The sequence below is a fragment of the Nitrospira sp. genome, from assembly GCA_029194675.1.
Taxonomy (GTDB): Bacteria; Nitrospirota; Nitrospiria; order Nitrospirales; family Nitrospiraceae; genus Nitrospira_D.
This window is the reverse complement of record JARFXP010000001.1, coordinates 1,752,496-1,778,151: the sequence shown is the minus strand read 5'-3', so window position 1 is coordinate 1,778,151 and position 25,656 is coordinate 1,752,496. Positions and strand designations below refer to the sequence as shown.

Below are 25,656 nucleotides of genomic sequence, written 5' to 3'. Positions count from 1 at the left end.
TTGAGGATTGAGGAAGAAAGCGGTGTACGCGTAGGCCCATTTGTCTTTGTTGAGCGGTTGATCGACAAGAGCGTCCGCTACGTGTGCTGCAATTTGCTTTGTATAGAACAATTGAAACATCGTGGGCAGTTACCTTAAGTGGTCAAAAGGGGCAGATTGTAAATCTGCTGACTGATGTCTACCAAGGTTCGAATCCTTAGCCTGTCCACCATAACAGCGCTTGCTCGACACGTTGGTTTGTATAGAACAATGAAACATCGCGGGCAGGTACCCAAGTGGCCAAAGGGGGCAGACTGTAAATCTGCTGGCTTATGTCTTCCAAGGTTCGAATCCTTGCCTGCCCACCAAGCAGAGCAGGTAAGTGCTGAGTAGGGAGTGCCGAGTCCTGAGTGCGAAAACCGTTCGCGAATTCAAGTCTCAGCGCTCAGCACTTCAATGCTAAAGAGATGCGGGCGTAGCTCAGTGGTAGAGTTCCAGCCTTCCAAGCTGGCTGTCGTGGGTTCAAATCCCATCGCCCGCTCCAAACCGAGCTTGCTCGACCCGGAGCGCTAGAGAATGGGGCGCGACGGGAGAAGGCCAACAGTGTTGAACGCCCACGTAGCTCAGTTGGTAGAGCACGTCCTTGGTAAGGACGAGGTCACGCGTTCGATCCGCGTCGTGGGCTCCAAACCGAGCTTACTCGACCCGAAACGCTTCTTTATGATGCGCGACGGGATAGGCGCCTCAAGTGTCTGGTAATGAATCTAAGGCTTGACCCGACCAGGAACCAATAAGATTGCTCCCGGTGACAGGATAAAGGCCTCAAGTGTAAGTTTTTGGATTGAATAGGCTTGCTCATGCCGCCGCCCCAGAATATGTGGCGGAGAGATAAAGAGGGGTGACATATGGCGAAGGCGAAATACGAGCGGAAGAAGCCGCACGTGAACATCGGGACGATCGGGCACGTGGACCACGGGAAGACGACGTTGACGGCGGCGTTGACGAAAGTGTGTGCGGACAAGGGGATGGCGAAATTCATCAGTTATGACGAAGTGGCGAAGGCGAGTGAGAGCCAAGGGCGGCGGGACGCGACCAAGATCATGACCATCGCCATCAGCCATGTGGAGTATGAGACGGACCAGCGGCATTATGCCCACGTCGATTGTCCGGGCCACGCCGACTACGTGAAGAACATGATCACCGGGGCCGCGCAGATGGATGGGGCGATTCTGGTGGTGAGTGCGGCGGACGGCCCGATGCCGCAGACCCGCGAGCACATTCTGTTGGCCCGGCAAGTGGGGGTGCCCTACATCGTGGTGTTCTTGAACAAGGCCGATAAAGTCGACGACAAAGAGCTCTTGGAGTTGGTGGAGTTGGAAGTGCGGGAGCTGCTCACGAAGTACGGGTTCCCGGGGGACAAGACGCCCATCATCCATGGCAGTGCGCTCAAGGCGATGGAGGCGGATCAGGGCGAATTGGGGGTGCCCTCCATCCTGAAGCTGTTGGAGGCGGTGGATACGTACATTCCGACGCCGCAGCGGCCGATTGACAAGCCCTTTCTCATGCCGATCGAAGATGTGTTTACCATCAGCGGCCGCGGGACGGTGGTGACGGGGCGCTGTGAGCGGGGCATCGTGAAAGTGGGCGACGAAATCGAGATCGTGGGCTTGCGGCCGACGCAGACCACGGTGGTGACGGGGGTGGAGATGTTCCGCAAAGTGCTCGATGAGGGGCAGGCGGGGGACAACATCGGCGTGCTGTTGCGGGGCACCAAGAAGGAAGATGTGGAGCGCGGGATGGTGTTGTGCAAAGGGAAGACCATCACGCCGCATACGAAGTTCAAGGCGGAGATCTATGTGTTGACGAAGGAAGAAGGGGGGCGGCATACGCCGTTCTTCAACGGGTATCGGCCGCAGTTTTACTTCCGGACCACCGATGTCACGGGGGTCGTGCAGCTGAATCCGGGGGTCGAGATGGTGATGCCGGGGGACAACGTGAGTGTGACGGCGGAGTTGATCAGTCCGATCGCGATGGATCAGGGGTTGCGGTTTGCCGTGCGCGAGGGCGGCAAGACGGTCGGCTCGGGTGTCGTCACGGAGATTCTGGCGTAAGGAAGCTGATGGACGGACAGGAGTTAGCCTGACACGAGAGGTCCTCAACGTGTCAGCAGGCAGTCCCGTCAGCTGATATCAGGGAGAAGGAGATGCGCGAGATCATCGACATGGCTTGTACGCTCTGCAAACAACGGAATTACTCGTCCATGAAGAACAAGAAAAACGATCCGGATCGGTTGGAACGAAACAAGTTCTGTAAGTTCTGCCGAAAGCACACGCCTCATAAGGAAGTGAAATAAGTGCTGAGGGCTGAGATGTGAGCGTTGAGTCTTGGAAGCGACACGCGAAAACTCGGCCCTCAGCGCTCGTTCCTCAGAACTAAAAAGAGAGGGGCATGGTGTTAATGGCAGCACATCGGTCTCCAAAACCGAGAGTCTGGGTTCAAATCCTAGTGCCCCTGCCAAACCAAGCTTGCTCGTACCGTCGGCCTCCCAATCGAGGCCAACGGGATACAGCCCGCAGGTGTTTAGGGCGAAGAAACGGAGTCGCTGATGTTTAAGCGCATGACAGAGTCGGTTCGGCTGTTCGTGACGGACGTACGAGCAGAGCTGAAAAAGGTTTCATTCCCGAGTCGTGCGGAAACTATCGGCTCAACGACGGTGGTGATTGTGTTCTGCATCTTAATGTCGCTGTACTTGTCCGTCGTTGACTCATTCCTCTCATGGTTGGTCGGCAAATTCATCTAAGCCTGCCGAGAAGAGAGGTAAGTGAAGTTCAGCGGTAATTCATCGAAGACGTGAGGGTGGTGCATGACAAAGAACTGGTACGTCATCCATACGTACGCTGGTTTTGAGGGGCGAGTAAAGACCAGCCTCATGGAGCGTGCAAATCAAATGGGGCTCGTCGAGAAGGTCGGGCAGGTGCTCGTTCCGACGGAGGATGTGATTGAAATCAAGGACGGGAAGCGACGGACTTCTCGACGAAAGTTCTTCCCCGGCTATGTCCTCGTGGAGTTGGAGTCTCCATTAGGGGATGAGACGTTGCAGATGATCAAGGAAACACCGAAAGTTACGGGATTTGTCGGTGGAGGCACGGTTCCGACTCCTCTGACCAATGAGGAAGTGGAGTCTTTGCTCAAACAGGTCGATGCGGGACAGGCCGAGCCTCGGGAGCAGATTAAATTTATTAAAGGTGACAACGTTCGCATCATCGATGGTCCCTTCCTTGGGTTCAACGGTCTAGTTGACGAAGTCGATCAGTACCATAGTCGGGTAAAGGTGATGGTGAGTATCTTCGGCCGGTCGACCCCGGTTGAATTAGGCTTCTTGCAGGTGGAACGGATTTAGGCGGATCGATCCATGTCAGTTTAGATCACGATCGGGGCCTGAATATTGATTTCCGGTCGCGAAGGAGAAAGAGAACGAAATGGCGAAGGAAGTTTCGGCACAGATCAAGTTGCAAATTCCGGCCGGCAAGGCCAATCCTGCTCCTCCTGTCGGCCCCTCCTTGGGTCAGCATGGAGTCAATATTATGGAGTTTTGCAAGCAGTTCAATGCCAAGACCCAGAAGGAAGGGGACAGTATTATCCCTGTCATCATTACCGTTTACAAGGACCGTACCTTCAGCTTCATCATGAAGACGCCCCCGGCTTCGGATCTCCTGAAGAAGGCCGCAGGCATCATTAAAGGATCCGGTGTGCCGCAGAAGGATAAAGTAGGGAAAATCACCAGACAGCAGTTGAACGAAATTGCGCGGAAAAAGATGACCGATCTGAACGCGGCGGATGTGGAGGGAGCGGAGAAAATCATCGAAGGGACTGCCCGTAGCATGGGAGTTGTCATTCAAGGCTAATTTCGAGATCGAAGGAGCGTCCGGCGATGGGAAAGAAAATGAATGCAGCGATCAAGAATGTCGAGCCGCGCGTCTATGGGTTGCGTGAGGCTGTTGAAACCGTCAAGCGATCGGCCTATGCGAAGTTCGACGAATCGGTCGATCTCGCGCTCAGGCTGGGTATTGATCCGAAGCGCTCGGATCAACTGGTTCGAGGGACGGCCTCGCTTCCCCACGGAACGGGAAAAAAGGTTCGCGTTCTGGTTTTTGCCAAAGGCGAAAAAGAGCAGGAGGCGCGGCAAGCGGGGGCCGACCATGTTGGAGCTGACGACTTGATGGAAAAAATCAAGGGTGGATGGATGGATTTCGATTGTGCGATTTCCACGCCGGACCTTATGGCCTCTGTCGGAAAACTCGGTAAGGTGCTTGGGCCTCGTGGGCTGATGCCGAATCCGAAGACCGGCACCGTGACCTTCGAAGTTGGAAAAGCGGTCAGTGACATCCGGAAGGGGCGTGTGGAATTCAAGGTTGAAAAGGCGGGGATCGTGCATGTCCCGGTCGGAAAGGTATCCTTCGATCCGGCGAAGCTGTATGACAATGCCTCGGCCATCATTGAATCCGTCATCAAGGCGAAGCCCAGCTCATGCAAAGGGCGTTATCTCAAGAGTGCCACGATTGCAAGTACGATGGGTCCTGGTGTGAAACTGGATACCGTTGCCCTAACGAAGCAGTGGGGCTGAGCAACGCGTTCGACGCGAATCGTTTATTGCGATTCGCGTCGAACGGATAACGATTAGCGACCAGCGACCGGAGGGGAAGCAATGAAGAAGGAAGAGAAGGTTACGGCAGTGGAGGAGTTGACCGAAAAATTCGGTCGCGCGCGGCTGGCTATCTTGACGGAATGCGTCGGTCTTCCGGTCAACCAGGTCACCGAGCTGCGCAAGCAGCTCCGCGGGGCCAAGGCGGAGTATCGAATCGTGAAGAACACGCTCGCGACGCGTGCCGCCGAGGGGACGATATTGGCCGGACTCAAGGCACATCTCAAGGGTCCGACCGGGGTGGTCATCGGCTATGACGATCCGGTGTTGCCGACAAAGGTGCTGAAGGATTTCATCGGCGCGGAGAAGCGCGAAGAGAAGATTCGGATGACGGCCGGTGTGCTGGAAGGCAAAATTCTCCAGCCGGCTGAGCTGGCCGCCGTTGCGAAGCTGCCGAAGAAAGAAGCGCTCGTGGCCTTGCTACTGTCGGCCATGCAGGGGCCGATTCGTGGCGTGGTCTACACACTGAGCGCGGTCTTGTCGAAGTTTGTGCGAGTTGTTGCAGCCATTCAAGATAAACGGAAAGGAGAAGGGGACATGCCGGCTACGGAAGGGAAATTATCGCAGGAAGAATTGATCAAGGCGATCGAAAGCATGAGCGTGCTCGATCTGGCCGAACTGGTGAAGGGGCTTGAGGCGCGGTTTGGCGTCACGGCGGCGGCGCCGGTCGCGGTGGCGGCGGCTCCGGCGGCGGGCGGTGGTGCAGCGGCTCCTGCTGAGGAGAAGACGTCATTCGACGTCATTCTCGCGTCGGCGCCGGCCGACAAGAAAATCCAGATCATCAAAGTGGTGCGGGAGCTGACGAGTCTCGGCCTGAAGGAAGCCAAGGATCTCGTGGAGGGTGCGCCGAAACCCGTCAAGACCGGGGTGGCCAAGGAAGAAGCCGACACGACGAAGAAGAAGCTCGAAGAGAGCGGTGCCAAGGTCGAAATCAAGTAAAAGTGTCATCGGTCACTGGTCAATCGTCTGAAGCACGGTTGCATGATCCCCGATGACCAGTGACCTCTGTTCACCGCCAACCAGCGTGGAGGAGTAGGAATGTCCGAAACGACGTTACAAGAATTCGTCGAGCGGAAAGATTTTTCTCGCATCCGAACCAATATCGATATTCCAGATCTGATCGAGATTCAGAAGCGTTCCTACGAAGAGTTTTTGCAGTTCGAGGTTGAATCGGAGAGACGGAAGGATCACGGATTGCAGGCAGCGCTGGCCAGCGTGTTTCCGATTCCGGATTATAACAACACGGCCGTGCTCGAATTTTCGAGCTATACGTTGGGGACGCCGAAGTATGACGAACGCGAATGTCTGGAGCAGGGTATGACCTTCGCCGTTCCGTTGAAGCTGCGCGTCCGTCTGGTGGTGCTCGATAAGGAGGATAAGGGGCCTCGCAAGAAAGTGCTCGATGTGCGTGAGCAGGAAGTCTATGTCGGTGAATTGCCTCTCATGACCGAGCGAGGGACCTTTCTCGTCAACGGGACCGAGCGAGTCGTCGTCAGTCAGCTTCATCGCTCGCCGGGTGCGTCGTTTACGCATGACAAGGGCCGAACCCATGCGAGCGGTAAGGTGTTGTACTCGGCTCGCATTATTCCCTATCGGGGCTCATGGCTAGATTTCGAGTTCGATGCCAAGGATATTCTCTATGTGCGGATCGATCGTCGTCGGAAAATGCCGACCACCATTCTGTTGAAAGCCTTCGGTTTTTCGAGCGACGACCTGCTGAAGATGTATTACCCTGTCGAAGAGATTCGCGTGTCGAAGGGGAAGATGTTCCGCAAGCTGGATCCCGAAATCCACCACGGACTTCGGTGCTCCGTCGAGGTGACGGACAAGGGCGGGAAAGAGCCGTTGGTGCGAGAAGGGGCCAGGCTGACGAAAGGTCTGATCGCGAAGCTGAAGGCTTCGGGAGTGAAGGAGATCCCCTTACTGCCCGCTGAGTTGGTGGGCCGGGCGGTGCTCACGGAATTGGTCGACTCGAAGCAGAACCAGTTGGCGGAGAAAAATCAGCGATTGACGGCGGAGATCGTCGAGCAGATCGCCGAAAGCGATGTGGAAGAATTCAAGGTCATTTATCTGGACATGGCGACCGCGACGCCCGTGATTCTTGACACCTTGGAGATGGAGAAAATCGGCTCCAAGGAGGAAGCGATGGTCGAAATCTACCGTCGCCTCCGTCCGGGGGAGACGCCGTCAGTCGACACGGCGAGAGCGCTGTTCGACAACCTATTTCTGAATTCCAAGCGCTACGATTTGTCTCCGGTCGGCCGGCTCAAGTTGAATAAGAAGCTTGGTTTGGACTTGCCCCTCGATCAGCGCACCCTGACCGCTCAGGACATCGTGGAAGTCATCCGCTACCTGGTCAATTTGAAGATCGGCAAAGGGGAAATCGACGACATCGATCACTTGGGTAATCGCCGTGTGCGATCCGTCGGCGAACTCCTTGAAAATCAATTTAGGCTGGGCTTGGTGCGGATGGAGCGAAGCATCAAGGAGCGCATGAATCTTCTTGATATGGAAACGGTGCTGCCGCATGACTTGATCAATGCCAAACCGGTTGTCGCGGCCGTCAAGGAGTTTTTCAGCAGCAGTCAGCTGTCTCAATTCATGGACCAAACCAACCCTCTGGCTGAAATCACGCACAAACGGCGTCTGTCGGCTCTTGGTCCAGGCGGACTCACGAGAGAGCGGGCCGGGTTCGAAGTTCGAGATGTGCACCCGTCCCACTACAGTCGTATTTGCCCGATCGAGACGCCGGAAGGCCCCAATATCGGATTAATCACATCGCTGGCCACCTACGCGCGGATCAACCAGTTCGGATTCATTGAGGCACCGTATCGGAAAGTCGTCAAGGGACGCGTGACTGATGAAATCGAGTTTCTCTCGGCGATCGAGGGCGACAAATACATCATTGCTCAGGCTAACTCGAAATTGGATGGGACGGGCAGGCTGGTATCGGAAACCGTTTCCTGTCGCCACGGCGGAGACTTTGTCCAGGCCACTCCGGATAAGATTGAGTACATGGACGTGTCACCGAAGCAAGTGGTGAGCGTCGCGACCGCGCTCGTGCCGTTCCTGGAACATGACGATGCCAACCGTGCGCTCATGGGCTCAAACATGCAGCGTCAGGCGGTTCCCCTCGTGACGTCCGAGGCTCCTCTGGTTGGGACCGGGATGGAAGCGGTGGTGGCGCGAGATTCCGGGTATGTTATCCAGGCTCGTCGCGCCGGGGTTGTGGAAAGCGTCGATGCCACCCGCATCGTAGTACGCGCCGATTCAAAGGACGGCAAGAGGGGGAAAGATTCCGGGCTGGACGTCTATGACCTCATCAAATTCCAGCGCTCGAACCAAAATACCTGCATCACGCAGACCCCCGTCGTTCGCCTCGGCCAGCCGGTCAAGAAAGGACAGGTGCTTGGGGATGGGCCGGCGATTGATCATGGAGAGCTCGCGCTGGGCAAAAACGTCCTTGTGGCGTTCATGCCATGGGGCGGCTACAACTTCGAGGACGCCATATTGCTCAGCGAAAAATTGGTCCGAGAGGACGCCTTCACCTCGATTCACATCGAAGAGTTTGAGGTAGAGGCCCGGGATACCAAGCTGGGGAAGGAAGATGTGACGCGGGATATTCCCAATGTCGGAGAAGAGGCGCTGAGAAATTTGGACGAGAGCGGGATCATCCGCATCGGTGCCGAAGTGAAGCCGGGCGATATCCTGGTAGGAAAGGTGACGCCCAAAGGCGAGACTCAGCTGACCCCGGAAGAAAAGCTGCTCCGCGCGATCTTCGGTGAGAAGGCCGGCGATGTGAAGGATACATCGCTAACCGTGCCTCCGGGAGTGGAAGGGATCGTGGTCGATGTCAAAATCTTCTCTCGCAAAGGACTCGACAAGGATGAGCGGTCGAGGAGCATCGAAACCGACGATCAAATGAAGTTGCAGCGCGATCACCACGAAGAGCTGCGGATCATCGACGAAGAAAAAACGAAGAAGATTCGGAAGTTATTGCTCGGTAAGGTGGTCGGTCGCGATCTGATGGACCCTGAGGGCGGCGACGTCATCTTGAAGAAGAAGGGTAAGCTGACGGCGGAAGTCCTCCGGCGATTGCCCGACGATACGGTGCGACACATCATCCTGAGTGATCCTGATGAGCAAAAAGAACTGGAAGATGTCGAGCGACGGGCGAAGGAGCAGATCGAAATCCTGCAGACGCTGTACGACGAAAAGGTGGGGCGCTTAAAGCGGGGCGATGAGCTGCCCCCCGGCGTCATCAAGCTCGTTAAGGTCTACATCGCGATGAAGCGCAAGATTCAGGTCGGGGACAAAATGGCTGGTCGACACGGCAATAAAGGTGTCGTGTCTCGGGTCCTGCCTGAAGAAGATATGCCCTATCTACCGGACGGGACCCCGGTGGAAATCGTGCTGAACCCTCTGGGTGTGCCGTCCCGTATGAACGTCGGGCAAATTCTGGAGACTCATCTCGGATGGGCGGCGAAGGCCTTGGGGATTCAAGTGGCCAGCCCTGTATTCGATGGCGCTGCGGAGAAAGAAATTAAGGATCTGCTAAAAAAGGCCAAATTGCCGGTGAGCGGTCAGTCGCAACTCATTGACGGCAAGACAGGTGAGCCGTTCGGCAGTCCGGTCACTGTCGGGTACATGTACGTCCTGAAGCTCCACCATCTGGTGGACGACAAGATCCACGCACGGTCCATCGGCCCATATTCTCTCGTGACACAACAGCCTCTGGGCGGCAAGGCTCAATTCGGGGGACAGCGGTTGGGAGAAATGGAAGTCTGGGCGTTACAGGCCTATGGGGCAGCCTCGACTCTGCAAGAGTTCCTGACCGTCAAGTCAGACGACGTGCCGGGTCGATCGCGCATGTATGAAGCGATTGTCAAAGGTGAGCCGTTCCTCGAGCCCGGGTTACCGGAGTCATTCAATGTGTTGGTCAAGGAGCTGCAGAGCTTGGGGCTTGATGTAGAGTTGGTCAAAACGCAGGACTAACCGCTTGTGTGCCGGTCGAAGGCCGGCATCAGAGGAGGTCATTACCTTGGAAGGCGTATATACATTGTTTGAAAAACAACGGGATTCTGTGTCGTTCGATTCGATGCGAATTCGCATTGCATCGCCCGAGAAAATCCGATCGTGGTCCTATGGTGAGGTCAAGAAACCGGAAACGATCAACTATCGGTCGTTCAAGCCGGAGAAAGACGGGCTGTTTTGTGCCAAGATCTTCGGTCCTACCAAGGACTGGGAGTGCAATTGCGGAAAATACAAGCGCATGAAGCACCGTGGGATCGTGTGCGACAAATGCGGGGTCGAGGTGATCCAATCAAAGGTTCGACGCGAACGGATGGGGCATATCGAGCTGGCTGCCCCTGTCGCCCATATTTGGTTTCTGAAGGGTGTCCCAAGTCGGATCGGCACCTTGCTGGATATGAGCCTCAAGCAGCTCGAGAAAATTCTCTATTTTGAGAGTTATGTGTGTGTGGATCCGGGCTCAACCGATCTGGCGGAGAAAGAGTTGGTGCCGGAGGATAAGCTGCGTACCCTTGTTTCTGAGTTCGGTTCGAGCGGGTTCAAGGTCGGAATCGGGGCAGAGGCCATCCGCGACTTACTGAGAAAGGTCGATATCAACGCGCTGTGGGACGAATTGCAGGTCAAAGCAAAAGCGTCAACCTCGGCAGCCATGAAGAAGAAGTACGCCAAGCGCTTGAAAGTGCTGGAGGCGTTCCGCAAATCAGGGAATAAGCCGGAGTGGATGATTATGGATGTCATTCCGGTGCTGCCGCCGGAGTTGCGTCCACTGGTTCCGCTCGATGGAGGACGGTTCGCCACATCCGATCTGAACGACCTCTACCGTCGTGTCATCAATCGAAATAATCGGTTGAAACGATTGATGGAGCTGAAGGCGCCGGGCGTCATCATCAGGAACGAGATGCGGATGTTGCAGGAAGCGGTGGATGCCCTCTTCGACAACGGCCGCCGAGGGCGCGCGATTCGTGGCCCGAACAAACGTCCGCTGAAATCCTTGAGCGACATGCTGAAGGGAAAGCAGGGACGGTTCCGGCAGAACCTGCTCGGGAAGCGCGTCGATTATTCCGGCCGTACCGTAATCGTCGTCGGTCCGGAGTTACGGCTCCATCAGTGCGGGTTGCCAAAGAAAATGGCGCTGGAATTGTTCAAGCCGTTCATCTTTCACAAGCTGGAAGCCAGAGGGGCGGCCACTACCATTAAGAGCGCCAAGCGGCTGGTCGAAAAGGAACGGCCGGAGGTCTGGGATGTCCTCGATGAAGTGATCCGAGAGCATCCGGTATTGCTGAATCGAGCTCCGACGCTCCATCGGTTGGGTATTCAAGCGTTTGACCCCGTGTTGGTGGAGGGCAAGGCGATCAGATTGCACCCGCTCGTCTGTGCGGCGTTCAACGCGGACTTCGATGGGGATCAAATGGCGGTCCACGTCCCGCTGTCCGTCGAAGCACAGGTTGAAGCGCGGGTTCTCATGATGTCCATCAACAACATTCTCTCGCCGGCCAACGGGAAACCGATCGCGGTGCCGTCGCAGGATATGGTATTGGGCTGTTATTGGTTGACGAAGGAGCGGATAGGCGCCAAGGGCGAGGGGAAGGTGTTTGGGTCCCCGGAAGAGGTCCGGATTGCCTTTGATGCGAGGGAAGTGGAAGAGCATGCGCGGGTCAAGGTGCGCCTGGCGGGTTCGCTGGTGCAGACGACCGTCGGGCGTGTCTTGCTGTCCGAAATTCTTCCTCCGGGCTTGCCGTTCGGGAATGCGAACAAGCTCATGACCAAAAAGGAGATGACGAAACTCATCGATGCCGTGTATCGGCAGACTGGTCATCGAGATACCGTCGAGTTTCTGGATAAGATTAAAGACATCGGTTTTGCCTATGCGACGAGAGCCGGCTTGTCGATCTGTATCGACAATATGCATATCCCGAGTAAGAAGGAAGACTTCATCGGGAAAGCGCAACGCGAGGTGAACGAGATCGAGAAACAGTATTCAGAGGGCTTGATCACGAACGGCGAACGATACAACAAGGTGATCGACATTTGGGCGCACGTCACCGAGCAGGTGGCCAACGAGATGATGAAGGAGCTCGGCGCCGGAGGTGATCCGGCGAAGGCTGAATCGTTCAACCCGATTTTCATGATGGCCGATTCCGGTGCCCGCGGCAGTTCGCAACAGATTCGACAGTTGGGCGGCATGCGCGGGCTGATGGCCAAACCGTCCGGTGAGATCATTGAAACCCCGATCACCGCTAATTTCCGTGAAGGGTTGACGGTGTTGCAGTACTTCATCTCCACCCACGGTGCTCGTAAGGGGCTTGCCGATACGGCGCTGAAAACCGCCAATTCAGGGTATCTGACTCGGCGATTGGTCGATATCGCCCAGGACGTCATTATCAACGAGTTCGATTGTGGAACGCGCGACGGTATTATTGTCAGCGCCTTAGTCGAAGGCGGTGAAATTATCCAACCGTTGGAGGAGCGTGTCCTCGGTCGGTTAGCGGCAGAGGATATTCGTGACCCTGTCACAGGGGAAATCATTGTCTCTTGGAGCGAAGAGATCAACGAGGAGTTGACGAAATCGATCGTTGAAGCCGGAGTCGACCGTGTGAAGATTCGCTCCGTGCTGACCTGTCAATCGCCGCGTGGTGTCTGTCGTGCCTGTTACGGCCGCGATCTGGCACGAGGGCGGCTGGTGGAAAAAGGCGAACCGGTCGGCGTCATTGCTGCACAATCCATCGGCGAGCCAGGCACACAGTTGACGATGAGGACCTTTCACATCGGCGGCACGGCCAGTAAGGTCGTCGAGCAAACGGTGCTTGAGGCGAAGCATGCCGGACGAATTAAGTTCATGAGTTTCGATGCCAAAAAGAATGCCGATATCCACAATGCCGGTATCGCGGTGCGCAATAAAGAGGGTGAATGGGTCGTGATGAATCGCAATACGAAGGTTGCGATTGTCGATGACAGTGGACGGGAACGTGAGAAGTACCCCGTGGTGTATGGGGCCAAGATCAAGATTAAAGACGGCGATCCGGTGGTCGTCGGCCAGAAATTAGTCGAGTGGGATCCGTACTCGCTGACGATTTTAACGGAGATCGGTGGGAGGGTGGCATACGGTGATATTGTCGAAGGCGTCACGATGAAAGACGAGTTCGACGAAGTGACCGGCTTGTCGCGCAAGGTCATCATTGAACATACCGGTCAGACGCTTCGCCCTCGTGTATCGATTAAGGATGAAAGCGGCAAGACGGCCAAGGTGCCCGGCGGATCTAATGCTGTGGCCAGGTACTTATTACCGGTCGGAGCTCATATCTTTGTCGAAAAAGGGGCCACGGTCTATCCCGGTGATGTCTTGGCAAAGATTCCTCGTGAAACGACTAAGACCAAGGACATCACGGGAGGTCTTCCGCGTGTGGTGGAACTTTTCGAGGCAAGGAAGCCGAAAGAACAGGCGGTCATCACCGAGATCGACGGGGAAGTCTCCTACGGCGGTTTCGTGAAAGGTCAACGCAAAGTCCTTGTCGACAATAAGATGGGCGATGTGAAGGAATATTTTATTCCCAAGGGCAAGCACGTCAATGTCCATGAAGGCGACTGGGTGCGGGCAGGGGAGCCGTTAATGGATGGATCAGCGAATCCGCATGACATCCTTGACGTGCTGGGTCCGAACGAATTGCAGAAGTACCTTGTGGACGAAGTCCAAGACGTCTATCGATTGCAAGGAGTTTCGATTAACGACAAGCACATCGAAATCATCGTGCGGCAAATGTTGCGGAAGGTACGGGTCGAAGACCCGGGAGATACCCAGTTCTTGCCGGGCAGTCAGGTCAGCAAGAGCGTCTTCGAAAAAGAAAACGAACGGGTGCTCGTCAACGACGGGAAGCCCGCCTTAGGCAAGCCCGTCTTGCTTGGGATTACCAAGGCGGCTCTTACGACAGACAGCTTTATTTCTGCGGCATCGTTCCAGGAAACTACCCGCGTTCTCACTGAAGCAGCGATCAATGGACGCGAAGATAATTTGTTGGGCTTGAAAGAAAACGTCATTGTGGGCCGGTTGATTCCGGCAGGGTCAGGGTTTGAGGAATACCGAGATACGTTCGTCATTAGCGAAAAATCGGAGACGGCAGCCGTAGGGGTTACACCTGCTGTGCCATCTGATGTGGCTGTCCCGGCGGTTTCAGGAGATGCTGCTTGATCCTTAAGTAAACGCTCAGAATGCCGCCTACTTGACAGTGGGATATCTCGTCATTATAATCCTGCGGCTTTGCACGTGACGGTTGGTGCTCGTTCATATTGAAAGGCTTTGAACTCGATGCCGACGATCAATCAGCTGGTTCGAAAAGGACGAATCTTCGTAAGAGCAAAGACGAAGAGTCCTGCGCTTAAGTCCTGTCCCCAGAAGAGAGGGGTGTGTCTTCGGGTATACACGACGACGCCAAAGAAGCCGAATTCGGCATTGCGGAAAGTTGCGCGCGTGCGTCTCACGAACGGTATGGAAGTGACAACGTATATACCCGGTGTGGGACACAATCTTCAGGAGCATTCGATCGTGCTTGTGCGCGGAGGCCGTGTCAAGGACCTGCCTGGTGTTCGATACCATTTGGTCCGCGGCGCGTTGGATGCGGTGGGTGTGGCGGACCGGAAGCAGAGTCGTTCGAAGTACGGAGCGAAGCGGCCCAAGTAAATTTTTAGGAAGTCTGGAAATCATCACACTGATTGGATAGGTCGATATGCCACGCAGTAGGTTTTTAGGGCAACGAGAAGTGCTTCCCGATGTCCGGTACCGCGATAAGCTGGTCGGGAAGTTTATTAACACGCTGATGAGTAACGGGAAAAAGAGCACGACGGAACGGATATGCTATGGTGCATTTGATTTTATCCAGGAGAAGACCGGCGGCGACCCGCTGAAAGTGTTTAAGGCAGCTGTGGATAATGTGAAGCCGATCGTTGAAGTCAAGTCTCGTCGGGTGGGAGGTGCTTCCTATCAGGTTCCGGTTGAAATCAGGCCGGCACGCCGAGTCTCGTTGGCGCTTCGTTGGTTGTCGCAGTTTGCCCGTACGCGCGGTGGGAAAAGTATGCGCGAAAAGCTCGCAGCCGAGCTATTGGATGCATCGAACAATACGGGGGCTGCGGTCAAGAAGCGGGAAGACGTACATCGGATGGCGGAGGCCAATAAAGCGTTCGCTCATTATCGCTGGTAGCGTCGTTCTGTGCTGCAGTTGAGCCGTGCTGCGATCCGCAGATCCTGGTGCTCTATACGTCGCAGCAGTGTGATGCGGCTTAATCTGCAGCACAAGTGTTTTTAGAGGGGTTGAAGTGGCTCGTCAGACATCGTTAGAGCGCACAAGAAACATCGGGATCATGGCTCACATTGATGCGGGCAAGACTACGACCACCGAGCGGATTCTCTACTATACGGGTATGACTCATAAGATGGGCGAGGTCCATGAAGGTGCGGCCACGATGGATTGGATGGAGCAGGAGCGAGAGCGAGGCATCACCATTACGGCCGCCGCTACAACCTGTTTTTGGCGCGATCACCGCATCAATATTATTGATACGCCGGGGCATGTGGATTTTACGATTGAGGTAGAGCGCTCCCTTCGGGTTCTCGATGGGGCGGTGGCGGCATTCGATTCTGTGCAGGGTGTTGAGCCTCAGTCCGAGACGGTTTGGCGTCAGGCGGATAAATATCACGTCCCTCGCATTGCCTTTATGAATAAGATGGACAGGATCGGGGCTGATTTTTATGGCAGCGTTCAATCCATTATCGATCGGCTCGGGGCAAAGCCTGTTCCCATTCAGATCCCCATCGGTCGCGAGGCTGAATTTCGAGGATCCATCGATCTGGTCCGGATGAAGGGATACTTTTACGACGATGAGACGCTGGGTGCGAAGTACAAGATCGATGAAATTCCCGGTGATCTTCTCGCTCAGGCCAAAGAGTATCGCGAGAAGATGCTCGACGCAGTCGCAGAATTCGATGACCAGGTGATGGAAAAGTATTTGAACGGTCATCCGTTGACGGAAGAAGAAGTCATGCGTGCGATCAGAGCCGGGACCATTTCGATGAAAATCACTCCCGTGCTCTGTGGGTCAGCCTTCAAGAACAAGGGTGTGCAGCAGCTATTGGATGGTGTGGTCGACTATCTGCCGTCACCGCTCGATATCCCTCCCGTTCTGGGGATGGAACCGCACAGCGGCAAGGAAGTGGCAAGGAAGGTGGATGATGGTGAGCCGTTTGCGGCGTTGGCGTTTAAAATCATGTCCGACCCATTTGCCGGTCAATTGACCTTTTTTCGTGTCTATTCCGGGACTCTGAGGACCGGCACGCCGGTCTTGAACGTGACGAAGGGGACGAAGGATCGGATCGGACGTCTCTTGAAAATGCACGCCAATAAGAGAGAAGAAATCGATGAGGTTCATGCCGGAGACATCGTCGCGGCGGTAGGGCTCAAAGGGGCCACCACCGGAGATACCTTGGCAGATGAGAAGCAACCGGTGTTGCTCGAGGTTATGAAATTTCCTGAGCCCGTTATTGCAATGGCGATTGAACCGAAGACCAAGCCGGATCAGGAGAAGATGGGCTTTGCGCTTCAGAAGTTGGCGCAGGAAGACCCTTCATTCCGTGTGCGGACGGATGAAGAGACGGCACAAACGATCATTGCCGGGATGGGGGAGCTTCATCTCGAAATTATTGTTGATCGGATGTTACGCGAATTCAAGGTTGAAGCGAATGTCGGGAAGCCTGAAGTGGCGTTCAGGGAAACGATCCGACGGAAGGCCGAAGCTGAGTCTAAATATATCAAGCAGACAGGGGGCCGTGGGCAGTATGGTCATGTCGTGTTGACGGTTGAGCCGTCTGAGGCTGGGAAAGGATTGGAGTTCGTCAATAAGGTTGTGGGCGGGGCGATTCCAAAAGAATATATTCCTGCTATTGAAAAAGGTGTCCGGGAGCGGATGGAAACAGGAGTGGTTGCCGGCTATCCTCTGCGGGATGTGAAAGTGACGGTCATCGATGGCTCATACCATGACGTCGATTCGAATGAAATGGCGTTTAAGATCGCGGCTTCGATGGGCTTTGCGGATGCTTGCAAAAAAGCCGATCCCGTCTTGCTCGAGCCGATTATGAAGGTCGAGGTCCTGGTTCCTCAGGAATTCATGGGGGATGTTATCGGTAATTTGAACGGGCGAAGGGGGAAGGTGCAGGGGATGAAGGTTCGAGCCGGCGCTCAGGCAATCGACGCCGCCGTGCCTTTGATGGAGATGTTCGGCTATGCCACTGACCTTCGATCTCGGACGCAGGGACGCGCCACCTACAGTATGGAATTTGATCGGTATGATCAGGTGCCGAAGAATATTGCAGAAGCCATCATCAAGAAATAGCGGTTCGTGAATCAGGGGGAGGGAGTGGGTTATGGCGAAGGCGAAATACGAGCGGAAGAAGCCGCACGTGAACATCGGGACGATCGGGCACGTGGACCACGGGAAGACGACGTTGACGGCGGCGTTGACGAAAGTGTGTGCGGACAAGGGGATGGCGAAATTCATCAGTTATGACGAAGTGGCGAAGGCGAGTGAGAGCCAAGGGCGGCGGGACGCGACCAAGATCATGACCATCGCCATCAGCCATGTGGAGTATGAGACGGACCAGCGGCATTATGCCCACGTCGATTGTCCGGGCCACGCCGACTACGTGAAGAACATGATCACCGGGGCCGCGCAGATGGATGGGGCGATTCTGGTGGTGAGTGCGGCGGACGGCCCGATGCCGCAGACCCGCGAGCACATTCTGTTGGCCCGGCAAGTGGGGGTGCCCTACATCGTGGTGTTCTTGAACAAGGCCGATAAAGTCGACGACAAAGAGCTCTTGGAGTTGGTGGAGTTGGAAGTGCGGGAGCTGCTCACGAAGTACGGGTTCCCGGGGGACAAGACGCCCATCATCCATGGCAGTGCGCTCAAGGCGATGGAGGCGGATCAGGGCGAATTGGGGGTGCCCTCCATCCTGAAGCTGTTGGAGGCGGTGGATACGTACATTCCGACGCCGCAGCGGCCGATTGACAAGCCCTTTCTCATGCCGATCGAAGATGTGTTTACCATCAGCGGCCGCGGGACGGTGGTGACGGGGCGCTGTGAGCGGGGCATCGTGAAAGTGGGCGACGAAATCGAGATCGTGGGCTTGCGGCCGACGCAGACCACGGTGGTGACGGGGGTGGAGATGTTCCGCAAAGTGCTCGATGAGGGGCAGGCGGGGGACAACATCGGCGTGCTGTTGCGGGGCACCAAGAAGGAAGATGTGGAGCGCGGGATGGTGTTGTGCAAAGGGAAGACCATCACGCCGCATACGAAGTTCAAGGCGGAGATCTATGTGTTGACGAAGGAAGAAGGGGGGCGGCATACGCCGTTCTTCAACGGGTATCGGCCGCAGTTTTACTTCCGGACCACCGATGTCACGGGGGTCGTGCAGCTGAATCCGGGGGTCGAGATGGTGATGCCGGGGGACAACGTGAGTGTGACGGCGGAGTTGATCAGTCCGATCGCGATGGATCAGGGGTTGCGGTTTGCCGTGCGCGAGGGCGGCAAGACGGTCGGCTCGGGTGTCGTCACGGAGATTCTGGCGTAAGGCTCAAACCTGTCGATTGACAGCTTAGGAGTAATGAAGTGAAAGTCGATCAGCGGATCAGAATCAGATTGCGGGGTTTTGACTACCGAGTGTTGGATCAATCGGTATCTGAAATTGTCGAAACCGTTCGACGCAGTGGAGCCAGAGTAGTCGGTCCGATTCCACTTCCTACGAGAATTGAGAAGATTACCGTTCAGCGATCGACGCACGCCGACAAAAAATCTCGTGAGCAATTTGAGATGCGTACGCACAAGCGATTGCTCGATATAATGGAACCCACGCCTGAGACGATGGATTCGTTGATGAAGCTGAATTTGGCGGCGGGGGTGGATGTAGAAATAAAGTTGTGAGTTTTGAGCCCTGAGTGCTGAGTTTTAAATCTGAGCACTCAGGACGCAGCACTCGGTACTGGATGGATATGACAAACGGACTGATTGGGAAAAAGCTGGGAATGACTCAAGTTTTCGATGAGAGTCGCTTGACGCCGGTGACGGTGATTGAGGCGGGTCCGTGCCGCGTCGTGACGGTGAGGACTAAGGAGAGGGATCAGTACGAAGCGGTTCAGCTGTCATTCGGCGAAGTCAAAGAACGCAAGCTATCGAAGTCGGAATTGGGTCATCTGAAGAAAAATCAAGCGCCTCCCAGTCGTGTGTTGCGCGAGTTTAGAAAGGACGGGGAGCCGACGGTTGGCCGGTTAGTCACGGTGAGTCTGTTCAAGAAGGGCGACTGGGTCGATGTGATCGGCGTATCGAAGGGTAAAGGATTCCAAGGTGTCGTCAAGCGACATCACTATGCGGGTGGCCCTGAGTCGCATGGGTCCATGTTTCATCGGGCGCCAGGTTCGATCGGTGCAAGTTCGTTTCCCTCTCGCGTGTGGAAAGGGAAGACCCTGCCAGGTCATATGGGATCGGAGCGGGTCACGGTCCAGCGGTTGAAAGTCATCGAGTCACGACCCGAAGAAAATCTGCTCTTTGTCCGCGGGGCCGTTCCTGGGGCCACTAATGGTGTCGTTGTCGTGCGAAAGTCGAAGAAGAGCTAGCATGCCTACTATCGATCTAATTGATTTACAGAAAAAGAAGGTGGGTACGGTCGATTTATCCCCGCAAGTATTCGGCAGTGAGCCTCGTCTGGCGTTGGTACATGAAGCGGTCGTCATGCAACGCGCCTGTGAACGCAGGGGGACGGCCTCTACGTTGCGGCGAGGTGAAGTGAGCGGGTCTGGGAAAAAACCGTGGAAACAAAAGCATACGGGACGTGCACGGGCTGGGTCGCTTCGCTCTCCCGTCTGGCGTCATGGAGGGAGTGTTTTTGGACCGAAGCCTCGGAGCTACGCCTATTCCATGCCGAAGAAAAAGTATCGTATTGCGCTGCAGAGCGCCTTATCGGCTAAAGTGGCGGAGAACAAATTGTTTGTCGTGTCGGATCTTTCTCTGCAACAGCCCAGGACGAAGTTATTAGCCCAAGCGTTAAAGCAATTCACTGGGGGTGATCACACGCTGGTGATCGTCGGGAAAGAACAGTCGGATATCTTGAAGGCTGCAGGCAATTTGACTGCAGTGAAAGTGCTCAGTGCCGAACAGTTGAACGTGTACGACGTTGTTCGTGCCCAAGTGATCATGATCGCTGAGCGAGAACTCGGTCCTGTGAGCGAGGTATGGTCATGAAAGTTGATAGCCACAGGGTCTTGATTCGACCGCTATTGACGGAGAAGATTACCGGACTCCGCGAAAAAACGAATACGGTCGGTTTCGTGGTTCATCCTGACGCGAATCGCATTCAAATCAGGCAGGCAGTCGAGGCACTCTTAAAAGTCAAGGTTGAGAAGATCAACATCATGAATATCCGAGGAAAAATCAAGCGACTCGGCCGGTTCTCAGGTAGGCGCTCCGATTGGAAGAAGGCGCTGGTGACCCTTAAGGAAGGGGAGAAGTTGGAGATGTACGAAAGCGCCTAGTGGAGTCTGATAGTCTGTCGGTTCGAGAAGTTTGGTAAGGTGGGAGTATCATCATGGGGTTGAAATCGTATCGGCCAACGTCTCCAGGTCGCCGGGGTATGACGGCCGTGGTGACCGAGGGATTAACCAACAAGAAGCCAGAGAAATCGTTGACTGCTTTTCATCTCCGGAGTGGAGGGCGGAACAACGATGGTCGGATGACCGTCCGGTTTCGTGGCGGAGGACACAAGCGCCTCTATCGTAAGATCGATTTCTTGCGCGATAAAGTCGGGGTTTCGGCGAGGGTGGAAGCGATTGAATACGATCCAAACCGATCCGCGAGAATCGCACTCTTGAAGTATCGGGACGGGGAGAAGCGGTATATCTTGGCTCCCGTCGGGCTGGGCCTGAACGATGAAATACAATCAGGTCCGCAGGTGGAGATCCGACCGGGAAATGCACTTCCCTTGGTGCATATGCCTCTTGGTACGACCATCCACAATCTTGAATTGAAGGCTGGAAAGGGAGGCCAGTTGATCCGAAGCGCCGGCGGCTTCGCGCAGGTCATGGGGCGTGACGGCGATTATGTGCAGGTGCGCCTGAAATCCGGAGAAATGCGCAGAATCTTGGGAATCTGTATGGCGACCGTCGGACAAGTCGGAAACGTCGATCACGAGAACGTCAGCGTTGGAAAGGCTGGGCGGAGTCGTTGGAAAGGAAAAAGACCACATGTGCGAGGGGTCGTCATGAACCCTGTCGACCATCCGCATGGCGGCGGCGAAGGAAAGTCAGGGCAAGGAAACCCGCACCCCGTCTCTCCATGGGGTCTTCCGACCAAGGGCTACAAGACCAGGCAGAATAAGAAGACGGACAAGTTCATTATTGCTCGACGTAAGTCAGGAGTTCGCAATGCCTAGATCGGTAAGCAAAGGAGCGTTTGTCGACGGTCATCTTCTCAAAAAAGTCGAACAGATGAATGAGACGAAGGACCGCAAGTTGATCAAGACGTGGTCGCGACGATCGACAGTCGTTCCCGACATGATCGGCCATACGTTTGCGGTCCATAACGGGAAGAAATTCATCCCCGTGTTCGTGACCGAGAACATGGTCGGTCATAAACTGGGTGAGTTTGCACCGACTCGGTTTTTCAAGGGACATGGCCAGGCCAAGACCGAAAAAGCCGTCGCCTTGAAGTAGATAAAATTAGTGGATGAGTTTATCGAGTGCCAACGCAAAGCGTGGCGCTATCGATCATGGGGAATTGTTCGGTAACAGGGTTTTGAAAATGACTGAAGCACATGCAATTCTGAGGTTTGTTCGTGTTGCGCCGCGCAAGGCCAAGCCGGTGATCGATATGATTCGCGGAAGGCAGGTGCCCATGGCTCTGGCCATCCTGAAGCACACGCCCCGTCATGCTGCGCGGGTGGTTGAAAAGATCGTCCGTTCCGCTGTGGCAAACGCCGAGCAGAAAGAAATGGGCGACAGCGAATCCATGGTGATCTCCAAGGCGTTCGTCGATTGCGGTCCGACATATAAGCGTGTGCGTGCCAGGTCGATGGGGCGAGCTAATGCAATTCAAAAACGCACGAGCCACATTACAGTCGTCGTGACGACACCCGAAACTCAGGACAAGAGGAAATAGCTCACTTCTCTCTATTGAGGCATACAACGCATGGGTCAAAAAACACATCCGATCGGTTATCGACTGGGCTACAACTATACCTGGAGTTCTCGCTGGTATGCGGGAAAGGATTACGCCAAGCTGCTCCATCAGGACGTCAAGATTAGGAAAATGGTCAAGGGCCGGCTGTATCATGCCGGCGTATCGAAAGTCGAAATCGAGCGCTCCGGCGATCAAACCAGGGTGATCATTCATACAGCTCGCCCCGGTATCATCATCGGACGCAAGGGAGCTGAGGTCGATAAGTTGAAGACCGACCTTGAAAGACAGTACGGAGGGCAGGTCTACATCACGGTCAAGGAAATCAAGAAGCCTGAGCTTGATGCACAGCTGGTCAGCGAAAATGTCGCGACTCAGCTGGAGAAGCGCGTAGCCTTTCGGAGGGCTATGAAGCGAAGCGTTCAGTCTGCCCTAAGGCTTGGTGCCCAGGGAATCAAGATCATGGTGGCCGGTCGCCTGGGTGGCGCCGAAATCGCCAGGACGGAGTGGTATCGAGAAGGGCGTGTGCCGCTGCATACGCTTCGCGCCGAAATAGATTATGGATTTGCTGAAGCGCATACGACCATGGGGCAGATCGGGGTGAAGACCTGGATCTACAAAGGAGAGCTTCTTCCTGTTCAGCCTATCAAAGCCGAATCATCTTTAGATCGACGGTTTGGGTGAGGAGATCGAGCCGTGTTAGCGCCTAAGAAAGTCAAATTCAGAAAAATGCAGAAAGGCCGGATGACGGGGAAGGCCTATCGTGGGGGGCAGATTACCCTGGGAGAGTTTGGTCTGAAGGCATTGGAGCCAGGATGGGTGACCAGCAGACAAATTGAGGCTGCGCGCATTGCTATTACTCGGTATGTGAAGCGGGGAGGGCAGGTATGGACGCGTATTTTCCCCGATAAGCCGATCACCAAAAAGCCGGCGGAAACTCGAATGGGCAAGGGAAAGGGCAATCCTGAATACTGGGTTGCTGTCGTGAAGCCCGGCAGGATTCTTTATGAGATGGACGGAGTCACTCCGGAAACGGCTCGAGAAGCTTTTCGGCTTGCATCACACAAATTACCCATTGCAACGAAGTTGGTCATTCGTGGAGAGTTTGGGTAGGTTTTGGGGGATCTGAAGAGGAGCAGGGGATATGGCGTTGGACGTCAAAGAACTCCAGCAGCTGGGGGCAGGTGAACTTGTAGACAAAGAACGGCAACTTGTGCAAGAGCTGTTCAATCTCCGTTTTCAGTTCGGTTCCGGTCGGCTCGATAATCCCATGCAAATCCGGAAAACTAAGCGGGATATTGCGCGGGTGAAGACTGTTCTCCAGCAAGTGAAGGCTCGATCAGAGGGCGCTAAAAGGTAGGGGACTCTATGGCTGAGGTGGTAAAGCGTCGCCATTGGTATGGCGATGTCGTCAGTAACAAGATGCAAAAGACGGTCGTCGTCGTGGTTTCGAGATCGGTCGTGCATCCGGTCTATAAGAAGGTTCTCAAGCGGGTGACCAGACTGAAGGCCCACGATGAAAGTGGCGCGTGTAAAGTGGGAGATCGGGTCAAGCTCGTGCAGACCAGGCCTTTGAGCAAGCAAAAGAACTGGCGCGTTGTTCAAGTCATGGAAAAGGGTCAACCTGAAAAGTAAGCAGCAGTATTTCTTATGGTCCTCAGTTTTTTGTCGCGGGTAGGAATAGAGCGATGATTCAGAACTACACCTATATGGATGTGGCCGATAATTCGGGTGCGAAACAGGCCATGTGTTTTCATGTTTTCGGAGGGACGAGACGGCGTTATGCGTCGCTCGGAGATGTCGTGGTGGTGGCGGTCAAGGAGGCGATCCCTCAGGCCAGTGTCAAGAAGGGGGATGTGAGTCGGGCCGTCATTGTCCGAACGACCAAGGAGGTTCGTCGTGAAGACGGGTCCTATATTAAGTTTGATCGAAACGCGTGCGTCTTAATCAACAAAGAGGGTGAGCCGATTGGAACGCGTATCTTCGGTCCCGTTGCCCGCGAGCTCCGCTGGAAGAAATTCATGAAGATCATTTCTTTGGCACCTGAAGTTTTGTAAGGCAGAACGAACGAGAGGCATCGTGGAAGTACTCCGAAAAAGCAGAATCCGAAAAGGGGATACAGTCGTGGTGGTTTCTGGCCGTGAACGAGGCAAGACCGGAAAGGTTTTGTCGATCGACCTGCGTGCCGGGAAGGTGGTTGTGGAGAAGCTGAATATCATCAAGCGACACACAAAGCCGAACCAGAAGGCTAAGCAGGGGGGCATTCTGGAGAAAGAGGCACCTCTTCAAGTTTCCAACGTCATGTTTCTCTGCCCAGTCACACACAAGCCTACCCGAATCGGGATTCGAGTTTTGGAAGACGGGCGACGCGTGCGCTTTAGCAAGAAATCCAACGAGACTGTGGAATAGGTTACGCAATGGCCAAGGACCCGAAAAGCCGATCTAGTAAGCCGTCAGAGCGAAAATCATCAAAGCAAGAGCCGGCTCCGCAATTGGACCAGGGAAGCGAGGAGTCCAAGTTCCGACCACGGCTTCGCGACATATATGTGCAGCAGGTGGTCCCCGCACTCATGAAGGAGTTTGGGTACAAGAACGTGATGCAGGTTCCCAAGCTTGAGCGGGTGGTGTTGAACGTCGGAATGGGTGAGGCGATTCAGAATGTAAAGCTCTTGGAGAGTGCTGTGACGGAATTGGGAATGATCACCGGTCAAAAGCCGGTCGTGACTCGAGCCAAAAAAGCCATCGCCGGATTCAAGCTCAGACAAGGGTTGCCCATCGGCGCGAAGGTGACGCTTCGTAGCCGGAGGATGTATGAGTTTTTCGATCGACTAGTGACGTTGGCGCTTCCTCGAATACGAGACTTTCGCGGTGTCTCTCCCAAGGCCTTTGATGGTCGGGGGAACTATACCCTTGGTCTAAAAGAGCAGCTCATCTTCCCTGAAATCAAGTACGATGAGGTGGCCTCGATCCATGGAATGGACATTACGGTTGTGACCACAGCCAGGACGAACGACGAAGGGAAGGCTCTTTTGAAGCACCTGGGTATGCCGTTCCGCGCGTGAAAGCGGCATGGATCAACAGCGTCTGTTTGAACGGAAGGAGTGCGTGTGTCACGATTGGCACTGAGAAATAAGGCGGCGACGAAACAAAAGTTCTCCACGCGGGACTATCATCGGTGTGGAGTGTGTGGTCGGGTTCGCGGATATCTCCGTCGGTTTCGGATGTGCCGAATTTGTTTTCGGGTGATGACTCTGCGCGGAGAGATTCCCGGAGTGCGAAAATCCAGCTGGTAGCTGGTGTGCTCGCGCCGGTGACTGACAATGGAGGAGAGAAGGATATAGCATGGTTACCGATCCGATCGGCGATCTTCTTGTTCGTTTAAAGAATGGCGCACAACGCCGTTATGAAACCGTCACGGTTCCTACCTCGAAGCTGAAGCGTGCCATTTTGGAGATCTTGAGGAAGGAAGGTTATGTTGATGCGGTCGAGGATGGCGTTCATGACGGGCATCCCGTTCTGACTGTGCGTCTTCGATACGTGGGCGAAGGGCAGCCGATGATCACGGGGCTGGAGCGCGTCAGCAAGCCGGGACGTCGCGTCTATGTCGGAAGTCAGGATATCAGGAAAGTCCGCAATGGGATCGGTGTGTCTATCCTTTCTACATCAAAAGGAGTCATGACCGACCAGGAGTCCCGTAAGAGTCGTCTTGGGGGTGAGGTTCTTTGCTCGGTATGGTAACC

The 25,656-nt window shown here is 55.0% G+C and carries 29 protein-coding genes, 5 tRNA genes and 1 pseudogene; all 35 read left to right on the top strand.

Annotated elements, in window-relative coordinates; translation table 11 throughout:
• Window positions 1–123 precede the first annotated feature (123 nt).
• The 35 genes and pseudogenes from P0120_08775 (at window position 124) to rpsH (ending at window position 25,654) form a co-directional block, all read left to right on the top strand.
• Window positions 124–211 (top strand) — tRNA-Tyr (locus P0120_08775).
• A gap of 50 nt (window positions 212–261) precedes the next feature.
• Window positions 262–347, top strand: a tRNA-Tyr gene (locus tag P0120_08770).
• A gap of 101 nt (window positions 348–448) precedes the next feature.
• Window positions 449–523 (top strand) — tRNA-Gly (locus P0120_08765).
• Between the two features lie 68 nt (window positions 524–591).
• A tRNA-Thr gene (locus P0120_08760) sits at window positions 592–667 on the top strand.
• A 217-nt stretch (window positions 668–884) separates the two neighbouring features.
• Window positions 885–2,090, top strand: a complete 1,206-nt coding sequence (gene tuf / locus P0120_08755) for an elongation factor Tu (GenBank protein ID MDF0674413.1) — start codon at window positions 885–887, stop codon at window positions 2,088–2,090.
• 92 nt (window positions 2,091–2,182) lie between these two features.
• Window positions 2,183–2,332, top strand: coding sequence for a 50S ribosomal protein L33 (gene rpmG / locus P0120_08750; protein MDF0674412.1), 150 nt, complete (start codon window positions 2,183–2,185; stop codon window positions 2,330–2,332).
• An 89-nt stretch (window positions 2,333–2,421) separates the two neighbouring features.
• Window positions 2,422–2,496, top strand: a tRNA-Trp gene (locus P0120_08745).
• Between the two features lie 88 nt (window positions 2,497–2,584).
• On the top strand, window positions 2,585–2,779 hold the full coding sequence (gene secE, locus P0120_08740) for a preprotein translocase subunit SecE (protein ID MDF0674411.1): 195 nt from the start codon (window positions 2,585–2,587) through the stop codon (window positions 2,777–2,779).
• A gap of 63 nt (window positions 2,780–2,842) precedes the next feature.
• The gene (nusG, locus tag P0120_08735; GenBank protein ID MDF0674410.1) at window positions 2,843–3,379 is read left to right on the top strand and encodes a transcription termination/antitermination protein NusG; all 537 of its coding nucleotides are present in this window, start codon (window positions 2,843–2,845) and stop codon (window positions 3,377–3,379) included.
• A 79-nt stretch (window positions 3,380–3,458) separates the two neighbouring features.
• Window positions 3,459–3,884 (top strand): 50S ribosomal protein L11, encoded by a 426-nt coding sequence (gene rplK / locus P0120_08730; protein ID MDF0674409.1) that lies wholly within the window; start codon window positions 3,459–3,461, stop codon window positions 3,882–3,884.
• A 26-nt stretch (window positions 3,885–3,910) separates the two neighbouring features.
• Window positions 3,911–4,603 carry a 50S ribosomal protein L1 gene (gene rplA / locus P0120_08725; protein MDF0674408.1) on the top strand — a complete coding sequence of 231 codons (693 nt, stop codon included), beginning with the start codon at window positions 3,911–3,913 and terminating at the stop codon, window positions 4,601–4,603.
• A gap of 81 nt (window positions 4,604–4,684) precedes the next feature.
• Window positions 4,685–5,191 (top strand): annotated as a pseudogene (gene rplJ, locus P0120_08720) (50S ribosomal protein L10).
• Window positions 5,192–5,218: 27 nt separating this feature from the next.
• Complete coding sequence (rplL, locus tag P0120_08715; protein MDF0674407.1) at window positions 5,219–5,620, top strand: 50S ribosomal protein L7/L12; 402 nt, start codon at window positions 5,219–5,221, stop codon at window positions 5,618–5,620.
• A 99-nt stretch (window positions 5,621–5,719) separates the two neighbouring features.
• Window positions 5,720–9,676, top strand: a complete 3,957-nt coding sequence (rpoB, locus tag P0120_08710) for a DNA-directed RNA polymerase subunit beta (protein ID MDF0674406.1) — start codon at window positions 5,720–5,722, stop codon at window positions 9,674–9,676.
• A 46-nt stretch (window positions 9,677–9,722) separates the two neighbouring features.
• Window positions 9,723–13,895, top strand: coding sequence for a DNA-directed RNA polymerase subunit beta' (gene rpoC / locus P0120_08705; GenBank protein ID MDF0674405.1), 4,173 nt, complete (start codon window positions 9,723–9,725; stop codon window positions 13,893–13,895).
• Window positions 13,896–14,012: 117 nt separating this feature from the next.
• A complete protein-coding gene (rpsL, locus tag P0120_08700; protein ID MDF0674404.1) occupies window positions 14,013–14,384 on the top strand; it encodes a 30S ribosomal protein S12 in 372 nt (123 codons plus the stop codon).
• Between the two features lie 46 nt (window positions 14,385–14,430).
• Window positions 14,431–14,901, top strand: coding sequence for a 30S ribosomal protein S7 (rpsG, locus tag P0120_08695; GenBank protein ID MDF0674403.1), 471 nt, complete (start codon window positions 14,431–14,433; stop codon window positions 14,899–14,901).
• A gap of 115 nt (window positions 14,902–15,016) precedes the next feature.
• On the top strand, window positions 15,017–17,086 hold the full coding sequence (gene fusA / locus P0120_08690; GenBank protein MDF0674402.1) for an elongation factor G: 2,070 nt from the start codon (window positions 15,017–15,019) through the stop codon (window positions 17,084–17,086).
• A 31-nt stretch (window positions 17,087–17,117) separates the two neighbouring features.
• The gene (gene tuf, locus P0120_08685) at window positions 17,118–18,323 is read left to right on the top strand and encodes an elongation factor Tu (GenBank protein MDF0674401.1); all 1,206 of its coding nucleotides are present in this window, start codon (window positions 17,118–17,120) and stop codon (window positions 18,321–18,323) included.
• Window positions 18,324–18,361: 38 nt separating this feature from the next.
• Window positions 18,362–18,673, top strand: a complete 312-nt coding sequence (gene rpsJ / locus P0120_08680) for a 30S ribosomal protein S10 (protein MDF0674400.1) — start codon at window positions 18,362–18,364, stop codon at window positions 18,671–18,673.
• Between the two features lie 68 nt (window positions 18,674–18,741).
• Window positions 18,742–19,362, top strand: a complete 621-nt coding sequence (gene rplC / locus P0120_08675) for a 50S ribosomal protein L3 (protein ID MDF0674399.1) — start codon at window positions 18,742–18,744, stop codon at window positions 19,360–19,362.
• A gap of 1 nt (window position 19,363) precedes the next feature.
• Window positions 19,364–19,987 carry a 50S ribosomal protein L4 gene (gene rplD / locus P0120_08670; GenBank protein MDF0674398.1) on the top strand — a complete coding sequence of 208 codons (624 nt, stop codon included), beginning with the start codon at window positions 19,364–19,366 and terminating at the stop codon, window positions 19,985–19,987.
• The gene (locus P0120_08665) at window positions 19,984–20,277 is read left to right on the top strand and encodes a 50S ribosomal protein L23 (GenBank protein ID MDF0674397.1); all 294 of its coding nucleotides are present in this window, start codon (window positions 19,984–19,986) and stop codon (window positions 20,275–20,277) included. The genes rplD and P0120_08665 overlap by 4 nt, the downstream gene beginning before the upstream one ends.
• A gap of 53 nt (window positions 20,278–20,330) precedes the next feature.
• On the top strand, window positions 20,331–21,173 hold the full coding sequence (rplB, locus tag P0120_08660) for a 50S ribosomal protein L2 (protein ID MDF0674396.1): 843 nt from the start codon (window positions 20,331–20,333) through the stop codon (window positions 21,171–21,173).
• Window positions 21,166–21,453 carry a 30S ribosomal protein S19 gene (gene rpsS, locus P0120_08655; protein MDF0674395.1) on the top strand — a complete coding sequence of 96 codons (288 nt, stop codon included), beginning with the start codon at window positions 21,166–21,168 and terminating at the stop codon, window positions 21,451–21,453. Before rplB ends, rpsS begins: the two co-directional genes overlap by 8 nt.
• 88 nt (window positions 21,454–21,541) lie before the next feature.
• Window positions 21,542–21,898, top strand: coding sequence for a 50S ribosomal protein L22 (gene rplV / locus P0120_08650; protein ID MDF0674394.1), 357 nt, complete (start codon window positions 21,542–21,544; stop codon window positions 21,896–21,898).
• A 30-nt stretch (window positions 21,899–21,928) separates the two neighbouring features.
• Window positions 21,929–22,600 carry a 30S ribosomal protein S3 gene (gene rpsC, locus P0120_08645; protein MDF0674393.1) on the top strand — a complete coding sequence of 224 codons (672 nt, stop codon included), beginning with the start codon at window positions 21,929–21,931 and terminating at the stop codon, window positions 22,598–22,600.
• A 12-nt stretch (window positions 22,601–22,612) separates the two neighbouring features.
• The gene (rplP, locus tag P0120_08640; GenBank protein MDF0674392.1) at window positions 22,613–23,029 is read left to right on the top strand and encodes a 50S ribosomal protein L16; all 417 of its coding nucleotides are present in this window, start codon (window positions 22,613–22,615) and stop codon (window positions 23,027–23,029) included.
• Window positions 23,030–23,066: 37 nt separating this feature from the next.
• Window positions 23,067–23,276, top strand: a complete 210-nt coding sequence (gene rpmC / locus P0120_08635) for a 50S ribosomal protein L29 (protein MDF0674391.1) — start codon at window positions 23,067–23,069, stop codon at window positions 23,274–23,276.
• A gap of 8 nt (window positions 23,277–23,284) precedes the next feature.
• Window positions 23,285–23,551 carry a 30S ribosomal protein S17 gene (gene rpsQ / locus P0120_08630; protein MDF0674390.1) on the top strand — a complete coding sequence of 89 codons (267 nt, stop codon included), beginning with the start codon at window positions 23,285–23,287 and terminating at the stop codon, window positions 23,549–23,551.
• A gap of 53 nt (window positions 23,552–23,604) precedes the next feature.
• Window positions 23,605–23,973 carry a 50S ribosomal protein L14 gene (rplN, locus tag P0120_08625; GenBank protein MDF0674389.1) on the top strand — a complete coding sequence of 123 codons (369 nt, stop codon included), beginning with the start codon at window positions 23,605–23,607 and terminating at the stop codon, window positions 23,971–23,973.
• Between the two features lie 22 nt (window positions 23,974–23,995).
• A complete protein-coding gene (rplX, locus tag P0120_08620) occupies window positions 23,996–24,325 on the top strand; it encodes a 50S ribosomal protein L24 (protein ID MDF0674388.1) in 330 nt (109 codons plus the stop codon).
• Window positions 24,326–24,333: 8 nt separating this feature from the next.
• The gene (rplE, locus tag P0120_08615; GenBank protein MDF0674387.1) at window positions 24,334–24,978 is read left to right on the top strand and encodes a 50S ribosomal protein L5; all 645 of its coding nucleotides are present in this window, start codon (window positions 24,334–24,336) and stop codon (window positions 24,976–24,978) included.
• A 45-nt stretch (window positions 24,979–25,023) separates the two neighbouring features.
• Entirely contained in the window at window positions 25,024–25,209 is a 186-nt protein-coding gene (locus P0120_08610; GenBank protein MDF0674386.1) for a type Z 30S ribosomal protein S14, read from the top strand.
• 49 nt (window positions 25,210–25,258) lie between these two features.
• On the top strand, window positions 25,259–25,654 hold the full coding sequence (gene rpsH / locus P0120_08605; protein MDF0674385.1) for a 30S ribosomal protein S8: 396 nt from the start codon (window positions 25,259–25,261) through the stop codon (window positions 25,652–25,654).
• The last annotated feature ends 2 nt before the right edge of the window (window positions 25,655–25,656 follow it).